The organism is Dokdonia sp. R86516 (assembly GCF_044596715.1).
GTDB lineage: Bacteria > Bacteroidota > Bacteroidia > Flavobacteriales > Flavobacteriaceae > Dokdonia.
The window spans coordinates 747,700-766,720 of record NZ_CP138998.1 but is presented as its reverse complement, the minus strand read 5'-3'; the positions used below and the strand labels follow the sequence as shown (position 1 = coordinate 766,720).

The following is a 19,021-nucleotide window of genomic DNA, read 5'->3' as shown; positions in this document are numbered from 1 at the left end:
GGAAGATTTGTAAGAATACCATAATATTTGATTGCTTTGATTGTCATATTATGATTTAAATAGCTCAAGTTTTTTTATATAATTACTCAAAATTGTTTTTAAGTCATATATCACCGACATCGGTGTCGCATTTGGCTAACTTTGATCAGATTGTATTATTAGTCTAATTTCACACAAAAAGGAATCTTATGAAAAAGTATTTTTTAAGCTTAGCTGTACTCGTTACAACACTATGTTCTTGTGATTTCAATACTTCAAACGAATCTCCCGCTTTCGCGAAAGCGTTATCAAACACCTCTTTCCAGTTTGAAGAAGCCATGGAAGAGTCTGGGGTTATTTATGAAGTGAATATAAGGCAGTACTCCGCCGATGGAACCTTTGCATCTTTTACAAAAGATATACCTGTAATAAAAGAGCTAGGGGTTAAGATACTCTGGGTGATGCCTATTTTTTCTATTTCCGAAACTAATAGAAAGGGGGAGTTGGGGAGCTATTATGCAGTGTCAGATTTTAGAGAGGTAAACCCTGAGTTTGGGACTTTGCAAGATGTGGATGATATGATTAAGGTTGCTCATGAGCATGGAATAGCTGTTGTGCTGGACTGGGTGCCCAATCATACAGGATGGGATCACACGTGGATTACAAAGTACCCAGAATGGTATACTCAAAATGATAAAGGAGAGATTGTTGATCCTATAGATCCAGCAACCGGTAAATCGTGGGGATGGACTGATGTCGCAGATCTTAATTACGATAATCAAGCCATGCGCGATGAGATGATTGCAGATTTGTTGTATTGGGTACAAGAACATGATATTGATGGTTTTAGAATGGATGTTGCTCATAAAGTGCCAGTACCATTTTTCAAGAAAGCAATAGATTCTCTTGAGCAAATAAAGTCACCGCTATTTATGCTTGCAGAAGCAGAGCAAGAGGATCTTATGGCAAATGGTTTTGATATGCACTACGCCTGGCAGATGCATCATTTACTTAATGAAATAGCCAAAGAAGAAAAAAGTGTAGAGGACTTCTGGACACTACTCGCACAGTATGACCAAACACTAGCTCAAGATGATATGAATATGTACTTTGTTACAAATCATGACGAAAATAGCTGGGCAGGAACGCTAGGTGAGCGCATGCCAGACAATAAAGAGATCTTTACCACACTTACCTATATGTTGCCAGGCATGCCTCTTGTTTATAGTGGGCAGGAATATGATCTGGATAAACGATTAGCCTTTTTTGAAAAAGATAGTATACCTAAGGAACGAGGAGATTACTTTGAATTATTAGCAACCCTCGGGGCTCTTAAAAATAATAATACGGCACTGCATGGTGGTAAAGAAAAGGCTTCACTTATAAAGATAGATCTAAGTCACCCAGCTGTAATGAGTTTTGGAAGAGAAAAGGAAGCAGAGCAATTAGTATTCATTGGTAATTTCTCAAGCAAGACTGTAAAAACTACCTACCCATATAGCGGTACGTTTACAGATATGGTAAACGATAAGGAGGTGCTCATAAGCTCAAATGATGGATTTGTACTAGAGCCTTGGGAGTTTTATATCTTAGAGCCTGTGAATACACTTATCTTTGACACTCGTATTGTACCAGATGTCGCACATGAATAAATTTGATATACTTATAGTAGGTGGAGGAGCAGCCGGTTTTTTTACAGCTATTAATATAGCCGAGAAGAGACCATCGCTTAAAATTGCCATTTTAGAACGAGGCAAGGATGTGCTTACCAAGGTGAAAATCTCTGGAGGTGGGCGTTGTAATGTGACTCACGCCGAGTTTATACCTAAAGAACTTTCAAAAAAATATCCTCGTGGTCAAAAAGAGTTGCTAGGGCCATTTCATACGTTTATGACTGGTGATACTATTGCTTGGTTTGAAGAGCGCGGTGTCGAACTGAAAATTGAGGAAGATGGGAGGGTGTTCCCCATTACAGACTCTTCATCTACCATTGTAGATTGTTTTTTAAGGGAGGCTCGTAAGCACAATATTGAAGTACTTACTAATCATTCTGTGCAAGATGTTGGTTTTGATTCCGCTTTCGCGAAATTGAGAATTTCAAATAAAGATCCCTTTTATGTAAAGACGAGTAAAGGTGATTTTACATGTGAACACCTTGTAATGACTACTGGAAGCAATCCTAAAATGTGGTCATTATTGCAAAAATTAGGTCACTCTATCACGGATGCAGTGCCATCACTTTTCACTTTTAATATTAAGGATAAAAAGATAGAGGGTCTAATGGGGCTGGCAACTAATGTCACAGTAAAGGTGCTAGGAACCAAACAGAAATCTGAAGGTCCTTTGCTTATAACTCACTGGGGAATGAGCGGTCCAGCTATTTTAAAACTCTCTGCATGGGGAGCAAGAGAACTTGCCGACCTGAAATATCAATTTGAGATTCAAGTAAACTGGCTGCAGTTTCTTACACAAGAAGATGCTTTGGATGAGCTTTTAGAGCTCAAGCTGCAACACGCAAAACAGTCTCCGTTTACCTATGCACAACTTGAGTTGCCTAAGCGTTTATGGCATAATTTATTAACGGCCTCAGGGATTCAGCAGGCTACTAAGTGGGCAGAACTCACGAAGGCTCAATTACAGTCATTAAGCCGAGAGCTCACGCAATCCCGTTTTCGCGTAAGCGGGAAAAGTACTTTTAAAGAAGAGTTTGTAACTGCGGGAGGTGTTAACCTAAAGGAGGTCAATTTTAAAACCTTTGAAAGCAAAAAAGTACCAAATCTTTATCTAGCAGGTGAGGTGCTCAATATAGATGCAATTACGGGTGGTTTTAATTTTCAAAATGCATGGACGGGAGGCTATCTTGCTGCTCAGGCTATAGATTCTTAATAGAAGATGTATGAATACGTATATATGTTTACTGCGCGGAATTAATGTAGGAGGTCATAGAAAAATCAAAATGGCAGACCTCAAAACTCTTTTTACTTCGCTAGGATATACAGAGGTAGTGACCTATATACAAAGTGGGAATATTATATTTAAATCTCACGAGAAAGATATAGACGAGATAACAACTGTTTTAAAGAAAACTATTGTGGATACATACGGTTTTGAGTTGCCAGTGTTTGTTTTAACTCGTAAAATGCTCACTCAGGTTTATGAGAACTATGCGCTCTCACCAGAATATATAGAGTCAAGTTATTTTACATTGTTGCATACCATACCTAGCACAGAACATAAAGCGCTTGTAAATAATTTAGAGCTACCTAACGAACATTTTGTAGCTACTCAAAACTGTGTTTACCTTTATCCGGAGAAAGGGTACGGGAAAGCAAAGGCGACAAATACTTTTTTTGAAAAAAAATTAAGCGTGGTCGCTACAACCCGCAATTATAAAACCATCGTAAAATTGTTAGAACTTTCTAGTTAAGACGCCAGATTTCAAAATTAAGAGCCGTCGCAAATGCAAGCCATAATAAATAAGGAATAAGTAATGCTGCGCTCCATCTGTCTACAACTTTGAACCATTTTATGGTTAGTATGACTAAGATAAAAAGGCTGCAAATGGTGAGTAAGGCAAAGAATGGCTGTTCTAGCCCGAAGAAAATGATGCTCCACAATCCATTAAGTATAAGCTGAAAACCAAAATGGTATAAAGCTACTTTTACCCACTTGTGATAAAAACCTCTATTCCACACAATACCTGCGGCTATACCCATCATGATATAAAGTACAATCCATACGGGTGCAAATATCCAGTTAGGCGGACTCCAGCTAGGTTTCATAAGACCTACATACCATGTATCTATGCTGGTTTGTGTTGCTAGTGCACCTATTGTTCCTATGAGAAGGCAAATGATTATGCTCAGAACAATGCGAATCAATAAATCTTTGTCCATAAAATAAATTGGTTAAGACTTAAAGGTAGTAAATAATCTTAGACGTCTCTAAAGGTTGATATTGCTATCTTTGTATAAATTTCTACTTAAACTCAATGACCGAAAGCGATTTTATACCCTCTGGTGATTATCAGGTTTTACCTGCAGGATCTGTAAGTTATCAATCTCCTAGTAATATAGCCCTTGTTAAATATTGGGGTAAATATGGCGAGCAGTTACCTCAAAATCCAAGCATAAGTTTCACCTTATCTAACTGCCATACAACCACAACGCTATCCTATAAAAAGAATAGCAATACTTCTGGCGAGATTCCTTTTGAAATCTTTTTAGATGGAGAAGCAGCGCCAGATTTCAAGCCAAAAATTGCCAAATTTTTTGAGCGTATAGCTATTTATATGCCTTTTGTAAAGGAGTATGAGTATAAAATCGAGACGTCTAACTCTTTTCCTCATAGTTCTGGAATTGCGAGTTCTGCATCTGGTATGAGTGCTCTTGCGCTCTGTCTTATGGAAATGGAGCGAGGTATGGAGGGAGCAATGACAGATGATTTCTTTAATGAGAAAGCAAGTTTTCTTGCAAGATTAGGTTCTGGAAGTGCGTGTAGAAGTATAGAAGGTCCTCTTGTGGTTTGGGGTAAGCACGCAGAAATAAAAGGGAGCACAAATTTTTATGGAACATCTTACGAAGGAGAAATTCATGAGAAATTCAACAATTATCAAGATACCATATTACTTGTAGATAAAGGTGAGAAGCAAGTAAGTAGTACTGTAGGGCATGATTTAATGCATGGTCACGCTTTCGCGAAAGCGAGATTTACCCAAGCTCATGAAAACTTATCAAGCTTGATGAAAGTTTTTAAGGAAGGTGATGTTGATCAGTTCATTAAAATTGTGGAAAGTGAGGCGCTCACACTGCATGCTATGATGATGACGAGTCATCCTTACTTTATCTTGATGAAGCCTAAAACACTCGAGATAATAAATGAAATCTGGGCTTACCGCAATGAAACAGACTCAAAAATTTGTTTTACACTTGACGCTGGAGCAAATGTTCATGTGTTGTATCCAGAAAATGAAAAGGAATCTGTTCAGAAATTTATAGCTAGCAAACTTTCAAAATTTTGCCAAAACAGCCACTATATTGATGATTGTGTGGGTAATGGAGCAAAAAAACTGTAAATTTGTGTAACTCATTAGGAGAACCCCATTATGAAAGGTCCACTTTTTTATTCTAAAATCTTACTTTTTGGCGAGTATGGAATCATAAAAGATTCCAAAGGACTTGCTATACCATATAACTTCTATAATGGAGCTCTTAAGATAGAGGAGAATCCGTCTGAAGAAGCAATTGCATCAAACGGGCATCTTGCACGTTTTGTCACCTATCTGAAAGACTTAGAGGCGGAGCAGCCAGAGCTTGTTTCATTTGATATTGATCAAATGCAAGCAGATGTAGCTGCAGGTATGTACTTTGATTCTAGTATACCTCAAGGTTACGGAGTGGGAAGTAGTGGTGCACTAGTTGCGGCTATTTATGATAAATATGCGGTAGATAAAATCACAGTGTTAGAAAATCTTACGCGAGAGAAGTTGCTTAACTTAAAGCAAATCTTTGGTGGAATGGAATCTTTCTTTCATGGCAATTCTTCTGGATTAGACCCTCTTAATAGCTATTTAAGTTTACCTATTCTCATCAATAGTAAAGATCACATTGAAGCTGCAGGAATTCCCTCTCAAGCGCAAACGGGTACAGGTGCTGTATTCTTATTAGATAGTGGTATCGTAGGTGAGACTGCTCCTATGGTAAATATCTTTATGGAAAGTATGAAGCAAGATGGCTTTAGAGCAATGCTTAAAGATCAGTTTGTAAAACATACAGATGCCTGTGTAGATGATTTTTTAAAGGGAGACGTAAAATCACTTTTTGGTAATGTGAAGCAATTATCTAAAGTGGTGCTTAGCAACTTTAAACCTATGATCCCTGCAAAATTTCATGACCTATGGAAGCAAGGAATAGAGAGTAACGACTATTATCTCAAGCTTTGTGGCTCTGGCGGTGGTGGTTATATGCTCGGGTTTACAGAGGACTTAGAAAGAGCGCAGCAAGCCCTTAAGGGACACAAGTTAGAAGTGGTTTACACTTTCTAGTAATTCTTACTACTTACATAAAAGGTAACTGATGCTTTCGAGAAAAAACAAACGTTTTATCCTTAAGTTAATCAGTCTCTTTTCTGTGGTGCGTGGTTATAATATTCTTGTAATTGTCATTGCACAGTATCTTACTTCTATATTTATACTAGCTCCAGATTTACGCTTACGCGAAATTATATTTGATCTCAATCTCTTATTTCTAGTGCTCGCTGGAGTTTTTACCATCGCAGCGGGTTATATTATCAATAGCTTTTACGATTCTGAAAAAGATCTGATTAATAGGCCTAAAAAGACCATGTTAGACAGGCTCGTGAGTCAAAACACAAAGCTGTCTATATATTTTGTACTCAATTTTCTAGCCGTAATCGCAGCTAGCTATGTGTCTTTTAGAGCGGTAATATTTTATGCCCTTTATATTTTTGGAATATGGATTTACTCACATAAACTCAAAAAATATCCTTTTGTAGGTAATCTAGTAGCGGCAACACTCGCTATTACTCCATTCTTTGCTGTATTTATCTATTATGGGAACCTAGCGCCTGTAATTTTTGTACACGGTTCATTTTTATTTCTAGTAATAGCCATGCGAGAGATGGTAAAAGATCTGGAAAATTTGAAAGGCGATCTCGTGCAGAATTATAGAACAATTCCCGTGATTTATGGTACAACTACTTCGAAGTGGTTACTTACTATATTGGCAGGCTTAACCATAATCCCTATCTTTTTTCTAATTAATCGTTTTAAGTTAGGAGATATGAGTTACTACTTTTATGGAAGTGTTGCTCTGTTATTATTGTTTCTAGCTGTTTTATGGAGATCTGTAGCGAGACCTCACTATGTGTTACTACATAATATTTTGAAGTTTATTATCGTAGCTGGGGTGTTCTGTATAGTGCTTCTGGACGCGAGTGTGGTGCTTAATAGAATATTTTAAGTTAAGGGTTTAAAGGATTTGATCTAAACGAAAAAAGCCCGCCATAGGCGAGCTTTTGTAATCGTAAAAAAGTATCTATCTATCTTGATTACTACAATACACGTACTTGTGCAGCAGTCAATCCTTTTCTTCCTTCTTCTTCTACGTACTCAACTTTGTCTCCTTCGTTGATAGTTTCCCCGTTAAGACCTGTAACGTGTACAAAAATGTCTTTACCGGTGTCGTCATTAGTTATAAAACCATAACCTTTTGACTCATTGAAAAATTTTACTGTTCCTTCCATTATAAAATATGTATTATTAAAGTGCAAACTTACACTTTTATTTGCTAACCAAAACTTATGCCAATATTATATTAATGTAAACTCTTTAAATTCAGCGCTTTTTATCTTTAGAGTTGTTAAATTCCTTCATTCTTTTAAAAGCATCATCGGTGAGCATATAGTCTGCAACTTTACGATCTTTCCAGCGATGATAGATAAAAGTGGGCATTAATATAAAGAAACCGCCAGCAATAGAAAGGCCAATGAATTTATGACCTAGCGCGACATCTATATTCTCTTTGCAGTAAAAACCGTATGCGAGCATCCCCGCTAGAACGAGAAATAAAACAATTATAAAAATACGCCTCACATTATCCATCTAGTCAAAGAATGTTATAGTTATAAAAAAAGCTATGATAGCAAGTATCAAGATGCTCACCATCGTGATTGCTATAGTTTTTAATACAGTTTTAAAAACTTTTGCGTTGCTTTGATTTTCTTCGGTTTCCAAGACGTTGCTTTGTTAGGTAGAAGTTTACAAGTATTATGATTTTTGATCGCGTAGCTTCAAATTCAATTCCTTCATTTGCTCTTCATCAAGAAAAGCAGGAGCATCTATCATTACATCACGACCGCTATTATTTTTTGGAAAAGCAATAAAGTCACGTATGGTCTCTTGACCACCTAGTATAGCGACAAGTCTGTCTAGTCCAAAAGCAAGACCACCGTGTGGAGGTGCTCCATACTCAAAGGCGTCCATAAGGAAGCCAAACTGCGCCTTAGCTTCCTCTTCAGAGAAGCCTAGGTGACGTAGCATGATAGCTTGTGTTTCCTTATCGTGTATACGTATTGAACCTCCACCTATCTCGTTTCCGTTGAGTACAAGGTCGTAAGCGTTTGCTTTTACTTCACCAGGTTTTGTGTCTAGTAATTCTATTTGACCAGGTTTTGGAGATGTAAATGGGTGGTGCATTGCGTGGTAATGTCCTGTCTCTTCATCTAGCTCAAGTAGCGGGAAGTCTATGACCCATAATGGAGCAAATACCTTAGGGTCTCTTAATCCTAGGCGTTCTGCAAGTTCCATACGTAATGCGCTCATTTGAGCGCGAACTTTTGAAGTCTCGCCAGAAAGGATACAGATAAGGTCTCCTTTTTGAGCACCTGTTACCTCTGCCCATTTTGCAAGATCTTCTTGATCATAAAATTTATCTACAGAAGACTTGAATGACCCATCATCATTACAACGTGAGTATACCATTCCTAGTGCGCCTACTTGTGGACGTTTTACCCAGTCTATAAGTTTATCTATCTCTTTACGAGTATAGCTGTTTCCTCCTGGTACAGCTATACCCACTACAAGCTCTGCGTTGTTAAAAACGCCAAAGTCTTTATGCTGTGCCACCTCATTAAGCTCACCAAATTTCATCCCAAAACGAATGTCTGGCTTATCGTTACCATACAGACGCATTGCATCATCATATAGCATACGTGGGAACTTTTCAATCTCTACTCCGTTTACTTCCTTAAGTAAGTGACGAGTAAGCCCTTCAAAGATGTTTAAGATATCTTCTTGCTCTACAAAAGCCATCTCACAGTCTATTTGTGTAAACTCTGGCTGCCTGTCTGCACGTAAATCTTCATCACGGAAACACTTTACAATCTGGAAGTATTTATCCATACCACCCACCATAAGCAATTGCTTGAAGGTTTGTGGTGATTGTGGTAGTGCATAAAATTGCCCTTCATTCATACGAGAAGGCACTACAAAATCACGCGCTCCCTCAGGTGTAGATTTGATTAAATATGGGGTTTCTACCTCGATAAAATCTTGATCAGAAAGATATTTACGTACTTCTAGTGCTACTTTATGTCTAAAGATCAAGCTATCGCGCACTGGTTTACGGCGTATATCTAAGTAGCGATATTTCATGCGTAAATCCTCACCACCATCAGTTTCATCTTCTATAGTAAAAGGAGGAGTGAGTGATGCGTTCAGGACTTCTAGTTTTGATACTAAAATCTCGATATCCCCTGTAGGAATATTTGGATTTTTAGAATTACGTTCTATAACGGTTCCCGTAACTTGAATTACAAACTCGCGTCCTAGTTTGCGTGCTTGCTCCATGATAGATGCATCGGTGCGCTCCTCGTCAAAAACAAGCTGCGTCATTCCGTAGCGATCACGTAGATCTACCCAAATAATAAATCCTTTATCTCTAGATTTTTGAACCCATCCTGCGAGGGTAACTTCCTTATTTACATCGGTAGCTCTTAGGCTTCCGTTATTGTGCGTTCTGTACATTTTTGCTCGGTTTGAGATGTGCAAAAATAAATATATCAAAGGGGATTTAAACAGTAACTGTCTATAAATGTTAAGGAAGTGTTTTAGTATGGTTTAATTACGCTTTCGCGAAAGCGTAAAAATTCAATTTACCTTCTTAAAAACGTAAATTTGTAAGCTGCTTATGAGAACCGAAACGCGCTTATATGCGTATTATATATGATAAAATAGATTGAAAATGATTGCACAAGTTACAAGAGAAATACAACCGCTTCAAGAACAGTTGCTTAGTCATTCTTTATATAAAGAGATAAAAACGCCTGATGATCTTTTGGTCTTTATGGAGCATCACGTATTTGCCGTTTGGGATTTTATGTCTTTGTTGAAGGCATTGCAAAATGGATTAACATGTACAAAAACTCCATGGAAACCAGCGGGAAATGCCGAAACTAGATATTTAATCAATGAAATCGTTCTTGCTGAGGAGACGGATATTAATGCAAAAGGGGAGCGACAGAGTCATTATGAGATGTACATTGATGCTATGCAAAAAGCTGGTGCGAGTACGGTTGCAATAGATCGTCTAGTTGCTACAGATTTTGATGTAATGACAATACATAAGGCTATCGAAAATCTGCCAGCTGGGGTAAGTCAGTTTTTAAAATTTACATTTGATATTATAGATAGGGGTAATTTGCATGAGATAGCAGCGGCATTCACCTTTGGCCGTGAAAATTTAATTCCAGCAATGTTTAGTGCAATTATTGGGGAAATAGAAGATAATTTTCCAGCTAAAGACTTATCTGATTTTAAGTATTATTTTGATCGTCATATTGAGCTGGATGAAGATGAGCATGGGCCTATGGCTTTGCAGATGATTGAACATTTATGTGGAGAGGATAATAATAAATGGAATGAAGTGATTACAGTCTCTAAGGAGGCTTTAAAAGTAAGATTAAATCTTTGGGATGGTATATTAAGTGAGATTAAGCGTGAAGAGATTTTTGTTTAGATAAATGGGGTAGTATACTTTACTAACGTCCATAAAAAAACCTGCTCACTGAGCAGGTTTTTTTATATATGTGATGGAAGATATTACTTCTTGTTTACATCTTTAATGTACTTCTCTAATGCCATAGTCATAGAAGGAGTTTCTGGTGTAGGTGCTTGGATATTTACTTTAAGCCCTGCTTCTTCGGCAGCTTTTACCGTGGTGTTACCAAAAGCGGCAATACGTGTGTCGTTCTGTTTAAAGTTAGGGAAGTTTTCAAATAATGATTGAATACCACTTGGACTAAAAAATACTAATATGTCGTAAAATACATTTTCATATTCAGAAAGATCACTTACTACGGTTTTATAAAAAGTAGATTGCATCCATTTTACACCTAAAGCATCGAGAAGTTCTGGCACATTAGGCTTGAACTTATCTGATGATGGCAATAAGAATGTCTCATTCTTATGCTTTTTGATTAATGGGATAAGCTCTGGAAATGTGCGTTTACCTACATATATTTTACGCTTACGGTATACCACGTATTTCTGAAGGTAGTAAGCAACAGCTTCACTCTGACAAAAATATTTTAAGGTATCTGGAACTTTAAAACGCATTTCCTCTGCAATCCTAAAGAAGTGATCAACGGCATTGCGACTTGTGAGTATGATTGCTGTGTAGTCTTTAAGATCTACTTTTTGCAATCTAACTTCTTTTCCTGAGACACCCTCTACATGGATGAAAGGGATGAAGTCTATTTTAACGCGTTGTCTTTGTTCTAGCTCAAAATAAGGTAAGTTTTCAACCTTAGGCTTTGGTTGCGAAACGAGGATAGTTTTCACTTTCATAAACACTCATTTTTTTAATTGGGCTACTGTTTTGCGATGAATGAGTACAAAATAAAGTAGGGCCCAATTTCGAGAGTGCAAAAATACAAAATAAAATAAAAAGGAAACCTAAAAAAGTCACTCTTGTATTTACGAATGAGCCAAAATTGTGAAATAGTGTAAATAGTTATGATTATACCTAGGATGCTGTAAATGAAATACAAAGGAATTTGCAGCTGGTATACGACAAAGGCACTTCCTAAAAGCGCAAAGAGTCCTAAGAGGTGTTTAACATTAAGTCGTTTGTAAAAAAAGGACTGCATCTTTTTGTCAAAATTTAAAACGTATCCTATAAATCGTTCTAACAAGAATTTTATAATCTCAAAGGCGGCATAACCTATTAAAATATACTTGAAAATATCAAAGTTATCTGAAAAAGTTAGGCCTTGAAAGGTGCAGTATGTTAAGTAGAAGAGAAGCGAGATGCCTGTAAATTGTATTATCAGTAGTGCAAGCTGTAATGGATGTAGTATAAAAACTCCTTTCGATCTTGTGCTGAAAAATCGATCTGCACCTATCACTTTTATAAAATCTGTGAATCTAGCCTGATAAAAAAACTTAATTGTAGCTAGTAATATCAAGCAGCTAACTATGGTTATTGTTATCCAGTTTTGATATGTAATAAGACGTAGGCTGCTTTCCAAATCGAGGAGTTTTTTTAGAGCGTTAAAAATACTACAAATTCTACCAAAAGGTGCTCTCGAGGTGTAATGACCTTATTAAAATAAGTACATTTGCCTCAAACAAGATTGCATGGCAAACGCTGTAGTTATCATACCCACCTACAACGAGATTGAGAATATTGAGAGACTATTGCGCAATATATTTGCGCTACAACGAGCTTTCCATATTTTAGTTGTTGATGATAATTCTCCAGATGGAACAGCTGCTACTGTAAAAGAACTTCAAGAATCTTATAAAGGGAAACTATTTCTTTTAAATAGGCCTAAGAAAAATGGGCTTGGTACTGCATATATAGCGGGCTTCAAATGGGCTCTTGATCAAGAATATGAATATGTTTTTGAGATGGATGCAGATTTTTCACATAACCCTAATGATTTGATTAGGCTTTATAATGCATGTGTTAAAGATGGTGCAGATCTTGCTATAGGATCCAGATACGTAACGGGAGTTAATGTTGTAAACTGGCCCATGGGGAGGGTATTGCTTTCTTGGGGAGCCTCCAGATATGTTAGGTTTATAACAAGGATGAACATATATGATACTACAGCTGGATTTATTTGCTATCATCGTAAGGTGTTAAAAGCAATAAATCTTGAAAATATTAAATTTGTAGGATATGCGTTTCAAATAGAGATGAAGTATAAAGCATATCTCAAAAAGTTTAAAATAGTTGAAGTTCCTGTAGTCTTTACAGATAGAACTAAAGGTGAAAGTAAAATGAGCTCAGGTATTATCTCTGAGGCTATTTTTGGTGTTGTTAAAATGCGATTACAACACCTTTTTAAAAAGTAATTATGGAAAAGATTTTAATAAAAGATGCTCATATTGTTAACGAAGGAACCATTTTTAGAGGGGACGTATTAATACATGATGGTATTATAGAGGAAATTGCAGAAAGTATAAGTGCAAAATCTGGTGATGTACACATCTTTGATGCAGAGGGTACTTACCTTATACCTGGAATTATAGATGACCAAGTGCATTTTAGAGAGCCTGGACTTACTCATAAAGCAAATATTGCGACAGAATCTAAAGCGGCTGTTGCTGGAGGTATTACATCTTTTATCGAAATGCCTAACACAAACCCACAAACTACTACTGTTGAGAAGTTGGAAGAAAAGTTTGAAATTGCAGCAAACTCATCTGCAGCAAACTATTCTTTTATGTTTGGAGGGACTAATGACAACCTTGATGAGATCTTAAAAGTAGATAAGAAAAGTGTTGCCGGACTTAAGTTGTTTTTAGGGAGCTCTACTGGTAATATGCTGGTAGATAATGAGGCAGTGCTTGAAAAAATATTTAAGTCTACAGATATGGTTATTTCAACCCACTGTGAAGACGAGGAGACCATTAGAAAAAACCTGGCAATTTATATAGAGCGCTATGGTGATGATATACCTATGAATCTCCACCCTATCATAAGAAGTGAGGAGGCATGTTATATATCTTCATCTAGAGCAATAGCGCTTGCAAAGAAAACTGGAGCTAGACTTCACGTTTTTCACTTGTCTACAGGTAAGGAAACAGAATTGTTTGACAACAGCATTCCACTAGCCGAAAAGAAAATTACAGCAGAGGTTTGCATACATCACCTATGGTTTTCTGATGCGGATTATGATGAGAAAGGATCTAGGATAAAATGGAATCCAGCTGTAAAAACCGCTCAAGATCGTGATATGCTCTTTCAAGCATTGCTAGATGATAAGATTGATGTTATAGCAACAGATCACGCTCCACATACTCTAGAAGAAAAAAATAACGTTTATACAAAAGCTCCTAGTGGCGGCCCATTAGTACAACATGCTTTACCGGCAATGTTAGAGTTTTATCATCAGGGAAAAATCTCTTTAGAGAAGATTGTAGAAAAGATGTGTCATAATCCAGCAATACTTTTTCAAGTAGAAAAGAGAGGGTATATACGTAAGGGTTATAAGGCAGATCTTGTGCTTGTAGATCTTAATGCACCGTGGACTGTACAAAAAGACAATATTCTTTATAAGTGCGGTTGGTCTCCTTTTGAAGGAACTACATTCAAGTCTAGAATAACACACACTTTTGTAAATGGGCGCCTTGCTCATAAAAACTTTAAGGTGTACGATGAACTTTTTGGTGAACGTCTTACGTTTGATAGATAATGAGAGGATTATATGCTTTATTTCTAGGTTTTATGTGCTTGATAAGTTGTCAAGACATCCCGCTTGTAGAAAAGCCAGATAATTTCATTAATCAGAAAACCATGGAGAATATATTATATGAATCTGTACTTATTTCTAGTGCTAGAGGTTATAATATTGCACAGCTTAAACTCTTGGGGATCCAGCCAGAAACTTATATTTATGATAAATTTGATATTGACAGCCTTACGTATGCAAAGAATCTAGCTTATTACACAGCAGATGTAGATGCTTACAAATCTTTAAATGCTAAAGTGCTAGAGAGAGTCAAAGCAGAATTGAAAGTGAATGACTCGATAGAAAGAGTGCAGAAAAAAGAGCAAGATTCTTTGCGAACATTAAAAGCAAGAGAAGTACAAGCAAAATTTAAACAAAGTGACTCTACTAAGTTTAAAGAAATTCCAAGGCGGTTAATTACAGATACTTTTAGTAGAAAAAAGATACAGGTAAAAGAAGATTTTAGCGAGTCTGATTAATATGCACTGCTATACGTGATAATGTATCATCCAGTGGCGTGGGAACATAATTAAATGCCTCTACTATTTTGTTATTATTGTACAGCGTCTGTGTTTGCAATGACTTGTACCCTATTTTAGTTATTTGTCTTTTGCGAGTAAATATGCCTCTTATAAAGTCTAAGAAGTTTAAAAACTGTAGTAAGCTACTGCTTAGAGGACTAGTAGGTGCTTTCTTGCCTAAAGTCTGTGCTATTTCTTTTAGTAGCTCACGATAAGTGATATTGTAAGCAGTCGCGATGTATCTTTCTTGTGCTAGAGGAGTGATCATAGCTTTCTCCATTAATGCTACTAGGTCCTTTACATCTATCACAGCGCTACTTCCAGTAGGGTATAAATTTTTTCTTTCAAGAATATGATTAAAGAATTTTCCGCTGCCAGCTTGGTAGTTTCCTTCACCTATTATAATTCCGGGATTTAAAATAATTGCGTTTAAGCCTTCTTGTGTTCCTCTCCATACTTCCATCTCTGCGCCATTTTTTGTGAGCGCATATACCGAATTTTTGGCGTCGGGATCCCAGAAATTTTCTTCTGTAATTGGATTATTTGGTGTGTTTGCCAGCGTAGCAATAGAGCTTATATGGACTAGCTTTTTTATATTATTTGCTAGGCATAGGTTTACAATATTTGCCGTTCCTTCAATATTTATTTTAGTAAGCTTTTTAAATTGGTAGGGGTCAAATGAAATAAGTGCCGCACAATGATACACATGGGTTATATCCTCAAAGGCTGCGGTGAGGCTGGGTATTTCTGTAATATCCCCTTGAACCCAATCTATACGTTGTAATTGAGATTCCGCTTTCGCGAAAGCAAAAAAAGAAACAACCTCTTCCTTCTTAGATTCACTTCTGTATAATGCTCTAACGCTATCACCTTTTTGTGTGAGGCTTAACAGTAAATGCGTGCCTACAAGTCCAGTACTCCCCGTAACTAAAATCATATGGTAAAGATACATCTCAGGGATTAATTCTTAATTATATGAAGTATCTACATGATTTGTCTTTTTAATAGAAACAATAGCCGTGGTCACACGCTTCTTTTTATATTTGCTATTGCCTAAATACAATAGCAATGATTAAGAATTTTGTAGAAGAATTAAAGTGGCGTGGGATGATACACGATGTGATGCCACAAACCGAAGAGCATTTAATGGAAGCGATGCGCTCTGCATATGTAGGTTTTGACCCTACAGCAGACTCATTACACATTGGAAATTTAGTTCCTATTATGTTGCTGGCACATTATCAAAGATCTGGTCATAGACCTGTCGCACTGGTGGGAGGAGCTACTGGTATGATAGGGGATCCATCTGGAAAATCTTCTGAGCGTAATCTTCTTGACGAAAAAACATTGCGTCATAATCAAGAGTGTGTGAAAAACCAATTGTCGCAATTTCTTGACTTTACTTCGGGTGCAGAAAATCAGGCACTTTTAGTGAATAACTATGACTGGATGAAGGAGTTTTCTTTTCTAGACTTCATTCGTGATATAGGTAAGCATATTACGGTTAATTATATGATGGCAAAAGATTCTGTAAAAAACCGACTTACCGGTGAAGATGCAGATGGTATGTCATTTACAGAGTTTACCTACCAGATGGTTCAAGGATATGACTTCTTGCACTTGTATAAAAACGAAGGAATCACACTCCAAATGGGAGGAAGTGACCAGTGGGGTAATATTACTACAGGTACAGAATTAGTTCGTCGCATAGGAGGCGGAAAAGGATATGCACTTACATGCCCGCTCATTACCAAGTCTGATGGAAGTAAATTTGGTAAAAGTGAAGGAGGAAATGTATGGCTAGATGCAAAAAGAACATCACCATATAAATTTTACCAGTACTGGTTAAATACAACAGATGAGGATGCAGAGAAGTACATTAAGATCTTTACATTTTTAGATAGAGAAGAGATTGAGGCGCTTGTTGCAGCTCATAAAGAGGCTCCACACCAGAGGGCTTTACAAAAGAGACTGGCAGAAGAGGTAACTACTACGGTACATGATGCAGAGGCGCTAGAAAAAGCAATTGCAGCTTCAAATATATTATTTGGTAAGAGTACGAGTGATGACTTGAAATCTCTTGACGAAGCAACCTTTCTAGATGTTTTTGAAGGTGTGCCACAAGCAGAGATCGACAAAGCAGACATAGAAGGTGGCTTAGATATCATTGCAGCACTAGCGGAGAAGACTGGCTTTTTGAAGTCTAATGGAGAAGCAAGACGTGCGCTTAAAGAAAATTCCATTTCAATTAATAAGGAAAAAGTAGGAGAGGATTATACCATCCAGACTACAGATTTAATAAATGGAACCTTTGTACTGCTTCAAAGAGGTAAGAAAAACTATTTTGTAATTAGAGCAGTCTAGTTAAGTAAAAACTTTACTAATAGATATATGAAAGCCCCAGTGTTCAAGTGAACATCTGGGGCTTTCTAACTAACTAACCAATCTATTATGAAGTCGTTATTAATGTTTAGTCCTTACACTCTTCCACTCAATATCTGCTTTTTTCTTTAAAGCGGCTGCGCCCTCTTCATTCCATTTTTCTAAGGTGTTTACTCCCCATGAATTATAAAAGAGATATAATTTGCCATCTCTTATTTCAAAAGTTTCTGGATCTATAGACACTTTTTTTCCTTTATCTGCAATGGCGTAAGCACAATAGCCTCCGTATTGAGGGATGAATTTTTCTGGAGTCAGCAAGAAAGCCTCTAAGTTTTCATGGCTGGCAAATTTGAATTTTGCACCATCATAGGTTGTGGTAAACTCTTTATTTCCTTTTATTGCCTTATTATTAAAATACTCTGTCACGTCATATCCTTCGGCTACATATCCTTTTTTGAGGTTGTAATCCGTTTTTTGGGCAGTAGCGGCAATTGTAAACAATGCTACGAGAATAAATGATAGTGATTTCATAAACTTGCTATTTTAGTAATACGTACGTAAGGTAAGTCGTATTAGTTTTAGCAGGATTACATTTTATAGGGACATGAGGTTGCAGCCCCGTATATCTGAGTTGTCAAAACGACCTATTACGGTAAAGCTGCCATCTTTGTATACTCGCCCAAGATCTTGAGTGGCTATAAAGGGGCAAGAAAATCTATTAGCCAAGTCAATCACATTGAGACCTCCGGTTTTCGTTCCTTCTAGTAGGCTTAGAGCATCTTCTGTATCTCGAGTGTATATTTTCATCCATGGAGGTGTGGTAAATATCCCGTTGCCATTAGAATACCCTTGACTTAACAACTCGGTCATTCCATACTCGCTATGTATTGAAGACACGCCAAAACCATTACAAAGTATTTTATGCAGCTCTTCGCGCACTAGTTCTTTGCGACGCCCTTTCATCCCTCCAGTTTCCATTATGATGGTGTTCTTAAGATTAAAGCGATGGGATTCTACTAGGTCTAAAAGCGCAAATGATACTCCTATGAGTAATACTTTTTGTCCAGACTTGTCTAATGAGTTTAGCTTTTTTGCTAGTTCGTCGAGGTTATTTAAATAAAACCCACTGTCAGGGTGATTACTGGTCTTTATTAAATCATCTACCATGTAAATAAGTGAAGAACCAGTTCTTTCTAGGTAGGAGGGTAGTAAGGCTAGGATTACATAATCTTTTGGGTTGCCGTACGCTTTCGCGAAAGCGTGCCTAAAACTATCCTCATATAAACTCAAGTCTGCAACATGGTGCTTGCTCGTAATGCTCCCCGTAGTCCCACTACTACTAAAAACAACTGAAGGCTCTGATCCAGACGTGAGAATTGTGTGTGATTTAAAAAACTGAATAGGTAAAAAAGGGATGTCTTTACTTTTTGTGATCTCACTGGGGTGTTTATAAAGTAAATCACAGAAAGATCTATAAGTGCTATTATTCTCAAATTGAAAGCGGAATGATTCTAGTGCAGCTTCTTCAAATTGTGCATCTGTAGTGATATCGAAAATAGACCGTTGAGGCATTGAGAGTAGTGTTTGTGCAAAGATATAAAACATATCTACCCATATTTATGTGAGTTTTAAGTATAAATTAATGGCAGGTGAGTAGTTTTTAGCATAAATATGGCTAGATAAAAAATGTTCTTATGTCATTGATGTGTTGTTTATCATGCAGTTAAATGCTTTAATTTTACCTTGCCAATTGTTGTCGTTGTAGAAAAACTTAACGAATTCTTAATGCTCTTAACATGAGAAAGGATAATATTGCTAATACATTGCAGGGTAAATCAAAAGATTAAAACAACGTATATTTACAGTAGGCGTATAATATT

Annotated in this window: 20 protein-coding genes; 11 read left to right on the top strand and 9 right to left on the bottom strand. The window is 36.9% G+C overall.

The window, feature by feature from the left end; translation table 11 throughout:
* Positions 1-188 precede the first annotated feature (188 nt).
* The 3 genes from SJY23_RS03595 to SJY23_RS03585 are packed head-to-tail and all read left to right on the top strand — an operon-like array spanning position 189 to position 3,406.
* On the top strand, positions 189-1,631 hold the full coding sequence (locus SJY23_RS03595) for an alpha-amylase family glycosyl hydrolase (protein WP_396597472.1): 1,443 nt from the start codon (positions 189-191) through the stop codon (positions 1,629-1,631).
* Positions 1,624-2,865, top strand: coding sequence for an NAD(P)/FAD-dependent oxidoreductase (locus SJY23_RS03590; RefSeq protein WP_396597471.1), 1,242 nt, complete (start codon positions 1,624-1,626; stop codon positions 2,863-2,865). Before SJY23_RS03595 ends, SJY23_RS03590 begins: the two co-directional genes overlap by 8 nt.
* Before the next feature lie 10 nt (positions 2,866-2,875).
* Positions 2,876-3,406 (top strand): DUF1697 domain-containing protein, encoded by a 531-nt coding sequence (locus tag SJY23_RS03585; protein ID WP_396597470.1) that lies wholly within the window; start codon positions 2,876-2,878, stop codon positions 3,404-3,406.
* On the opposite strand, the gene SJY23_RS03580 is transcribed toward SJY23_RS03585, so the two are convergent.
* Positions 3,399-3,875: a TspO/MBR family protein gene (locus tag SJY23_RS03580; RefSeq protein ID WP_396597469.1), complete on the bottom strand. Its 477-nt coding sequence runs from the start codon at positions 3,873-3,875 to the stop codon at positions 3,399-3,401. The genes SJY23_RS03585 and SJY23_RS03580 overlap by 8 nt on opposite strands.
* A gap of 95 nt (positions 3,876-3,970) precedes the next feature.
* On the opposite strand from SJY23_RS03580, the gene SJY23_RS03575 reads away from it, so the two are divergent.
* The 3 genes from SJY23_RS03575 to SJY23_RS03565 are packed head-to-tail and all read left to right on the top strand — an operon-like array spanning position 3,971 to position 6,959.
* A complete protein-coding gene (locus tag SJY23_RS03575; RefSeq protein ID WP_396597468.1) occupies positions 3,971-5,053 on the top strand; it encodes a diphosphomevalonate/mevalonate 3,5-bisphosphate decarboxylase family protein in 1,083 nt (360 codons plus the stop codon).
* A gap of 30 nt (positions 5,054-5,083) precedes the next feature.
* Complete coding sequence (locus SJY23_RS03570) at positions 5,084-6,022, top strand: mevalonate kinase (RefSeq protein WP_396597467.1); 939 nt, start codon at positions 5,084-5,086, stop codon at positions 6,020-6,022.
* 31 nt (positions 6,023-6,053) lie between these two features.
* Positions 6,054-6,959 carry a geranylgeranylglycerol-phosphate geranylgeranyltransferase gene (locus SJY23_RS03565; protein WP_035335506.1) on the top strand — a complete coding sequence of 302 codons (906 nt, stop codon included), beginning with the start codon at positions 6,054-6,056 and terminating at the stop codon, positions 6,957-6,959.
* 91 nt (positions 6,960-7,050) lie between these two features.
* Here the strand turns inward: SJY23_RS03565 and SJY23_RS03560 are convergent, their stop codons facing one another.
* From SJY23_RS03560 to aspS, 3 genes are all read right to left on the bottom strand, one after another.
* Positions 7,051-7,242 (bottom strand): cold-shock protein, encoded by a 192-nt coding sequence (locus tag SJY23_RS03560; protein ID WP_013750944.1) that lies wholly within the window; start codon positions 7,240-7,242, stop codon positions 7,051-7,053.
* Between the two features lie 91 nt (positions 7,243-7,333).
* Positions 7,334-7,600: a hypothetical protein gene (locus SJY23_RS03555; protein ID WP_396597466.1), complete on the bottom strand. Its 267-nt coding sequence runs from the start codon at positions 7,598-7,600 to the stop codon at positions 7,334-7,336.
* Positions 7,601-7,765: 165 nt separating this feature from the next.
* Entirely contained in the window at positions 7,766-9,523 is a 1,758-nt protein-coding gene (gene aspS / locus SJY23_RS03550; RefSeq protein WP_396597465.1) for an aspartate--tRNA ligase, read from the bottom strand.
* A 217-nt stretch (positions 9,524-9,740) separates the two neighbouring features.
* Here aspS and SJY23_RS03545 point away from each other — a divergent pair, with 217 nt between their 5' ends.
* Positions 9,741-10,514, top strand: a complete 774-nt coding sequence (locus SJY23_RS03545) for a DUF3050 domain-containing protein (protein ID WP_396597464.1) — start codon at positions 9,741-9,743, stop codon at positions 10,512-10,514.
* A gap of 83 nt (positions 10,515-10,597) precedes the next feature.
* On the opposite strand, the gene SJY23_RS03540 is transcribed toward SJY23_RS03545, so the two are convergent.
* Positions 10,598-11,344 (bottom strand): uroporphyrinogen-III synthase, encoded by a 747-nt coding sequence (locus SJY23_RS03540; RefSeq protein ID WP_396597463.1) that lies wholly within the window; start codon positions 11,342-11,344, stop codon positions 10,598-10,600.
* A 23-nt stretch (positions 11,345-11,367) separates the two neighbouring features.
* Positions 11,368-12,027 (bottom strand): DUF4271 domain-containing protein, encoded by a 660-nt coding sequence (locus tag SJY23_RS03535; protein ID WP_396597462.1) that lies wholly within the window; start codon positions 12,025-12,027, stop codon positions 11,368-11,370.
* A 109-nt stretch (positions 12,028-12,136) separates the two neighbouring features.
* Here SJY23_RS03535 and SJY23_RS03530 point away from each other — a divergent pair, with 109 nt between their 5' ends.
* The 3 genes from SJY23_RS03530 to SJY23_RS03520 are packed head-to-tail and all read left to right on the top strand — an operon-like array spanning position 12,137 to position 14,717.
* Positions 12,137-12,859, top strand: coding sequence for a polyprenol monophosphomannose synthase (locus SJY23_RS03530; RefSeq protein WP_035335515.1), 723 nt, complete (start codon positions 12,137-12,139; stop codon positions 12,857-12,859).
* A 2-nt stretch (positions 12,860-12,861) separates the two neighbouring features.
* The gene (locus tag SJY23_RS03525) at positions 12,862-14,202 is read left to right on the top strand and encodes a dihydroorotase (protein WP_396597461.1); all 1,341 of its coding nucleotides are present in this window, start codon (positions 12,862-12,864) and stop codon (positions 14,200-14,202) included.
* Positions 14,202-14,717, top strand: a complete 516-nt coding sequence (locus tag SJY23_RS03520; RefSeq protein WP_396597460.1) for a DUF4296 domain-containing protein — start codon at positions 14,202-14,204, stop codon at positions 14,715-14,717. Before SJY23_RS03525 ends, SJY23_RS03520 begins: the two co-directional genes overlap by 1 nt.
* On the opposite strand, the gene SJY23_RS03515 is transcribed toward SJY23_RS03520, so the two are convergent.
* Positions 14,701-15,696, bottom strand: a complete 996-nt coding sequence (locus SJY23_RS03515; protein ID WP_396597459.1) for an NAD-dependent epimerase/dehydratase family protein — start codon at positions 15,694-15,696, stop codon at positions 14,701-14,703. The two genes, SJY23_RS03520 and SJY23_RS03515, sit on opposite strands and share 17 nt — an antisense overlap.
* Before the next feature lie 131 nt (positions 15,697-15,827).
* Between SJY23_RS03515 and tyrS the strand changes: the two genes are divergently transcribed.
* Positions 15,828-17,123: a tyrosine--tRNA ligase gene (tyrS, locus tag SJY23_RS03510; protein ID WP_192816526.1), complete on the top strand. Its 1,296-nt coding sequence runs from the start codon at positions 15,828-15,830 to the stop codon at positions 17,121-17,123.
* 99 nt (positions 17,124-17,222) lie between these two features.
* Here tyrS and SJY23_RS03505 read toward each other — a convergent pair whose 3' ends face one another.
* Positions 17,223-17,672: a YHS domain-containing (seleno)protein gene (locus tag SJY23_RS03505; protein ID WP_396597458.1), complete on the bottom strand. Its 450-nt coding sequence runs from the start codon at positions 17,670-17,672 to the stop codon at positions 17,223-17,225.
* Positions 17,673-17,735: 63 nt separating this feature from the next.
* Positions 17,736-18,713, bottom strand: coding sequence for an acyl transferase (locus SJY23_RS03500; protein WP_396598092.1), 978 nt, complete (start codon positions 18,711-18,713; stop codon positions 17,736-17,738).
* Between the last annotated feature and the right edge of the window lie 308 nt (positions 18,714-19,021).

Bases quoted from the DNA above. Each gene is read 5' to 3' on its own strand.
- SJY23_RS03595 (WP_396597472.1), top strand. From the start codon at position 189: ATGAAAAAGTATTTTTTAAGCTTAGCTGTACTCGTTACAACACTATGT.
- SJY23_RS03590 (WP_396597471.1), top strand. From the start codon at position 1,624: ATGAATAAATTTGATATACTTATAGTAGGTGGAGGAGCAGCCGGTTTT.
- SJY23_RS03585 (WP_396597470.1), top strand. From the start codon at position 2,876: ATGAATACGTATATATGTTTACTGCGCGGAATTAATGTAGGAGGTCAT.
- SJY23_RS03580 (WP_396597469.1), bottom strand. From the start codon at position 3,875: ATGGACAAAGATTTATTGATTCGCATTGTTCTGAGCATAATCATTTGC.
- SJY23_RS03575 (WP_396597468.1), top strand. From the start codon at position 3,971: ATGACCGAAAGCGATTTTATACCCTCTGGTGATTATCAGGTTTTACCT.
- SJY23_RS03570 (WP_396597467.1), top strand. From the start codon at position 5,084: ATGAAAGGTCCACTTTTTTATTCTAAAATCTTACTTTTTGGCGAGTAT.
- SJY23_RS03565 (WP_035335506.1), top strand. From the start codon at position 6,054: ATGCTTTCGAGAAAAAACAAACGTTTTATCCTTAAGTTAATCAGTCTC.
- SJY23_RS03560 (WP_013750944.1), bottom strand. From the start codon at position 7,242: ATGGAAGGAACAGTAAAATTTTTCAATGAGTCAAAAGGTTATGGTTTT.
- SJY23_RS03555 (WP_396597466.1), bottom strand. From the start codon at position 7,600: ATGGATAATGTGAGGCGTATTTTTATAATTGTTTTATTTCTCGTTCTA.
- aspS (WP_396597465.1), bottom strand. From the start codon at position 9,523: ATGTACAGAACGCACAATAACGGAAGCCTAAGAGCTACCGATGTAAAT.
- SJY23_RS03545 (WP_396597464.1), top strand. From the start codon at position 9,741: ATGATTGCACAAGTTACAAGAGAAATACAACCGCTTCAAGAACAGTTG.
- SJY23_RS03540 (WP_396597463.1), bottom strand. From the start codon at position 11,344: ATGAAAGTGAAAACTATCCTCGTTTCGCAACCAAAGCCTAAGGTTGAA.
- SJY23_RS03530 (WP_035335515.1), top strand. From the start codon at position 12,137: ATGGCAAACGCTGTAGTTATCATACCCACCTACAACGAGATTGAGAAT.
- SJY23_RS03525 (WP_396597461.1), top strand. From the start codon at position 12,862: ATGGAAAAGATTTTAATAAAAGATGCTCATATTGTTAACGAAGGAACC.
- SJY23_RS03520 (WP_396597460.1), top strand. From the start codon at position 14,202: ATGAGAGGATTATATGCTTTATTTCTAGGTTTTATGTGCTTGATAAGT.
- SJY23_RS03515 (WP_396597459.1), bottom strand. From the start codon at position 15,696: ATGATTTTAGTTACGGGGAGTACTGGACTTGTAGGCACGCATTTACTG.
- tyrS (WP_192816526.1), top strand. From the start codon at position 15,828: ATGATTAAGAATTTTGTAGAAGAATTAAAGTGGCGTGGGATGATACAC.
- SJY23_RS03505 (WP_396597458.1), bottom strand. From the start codon at position 17,672: ATGAAATCACTATCATTTATTCTCGTAGCATTGTTTACAATTGCCGCT.
- SJY23_RS03500 (WP_396598092.1), bottom strand. From the start codon at position 18,713: ATGCCTCAACGGTCTATTTTCGATATCACTACAGATGCACAATTTGAA.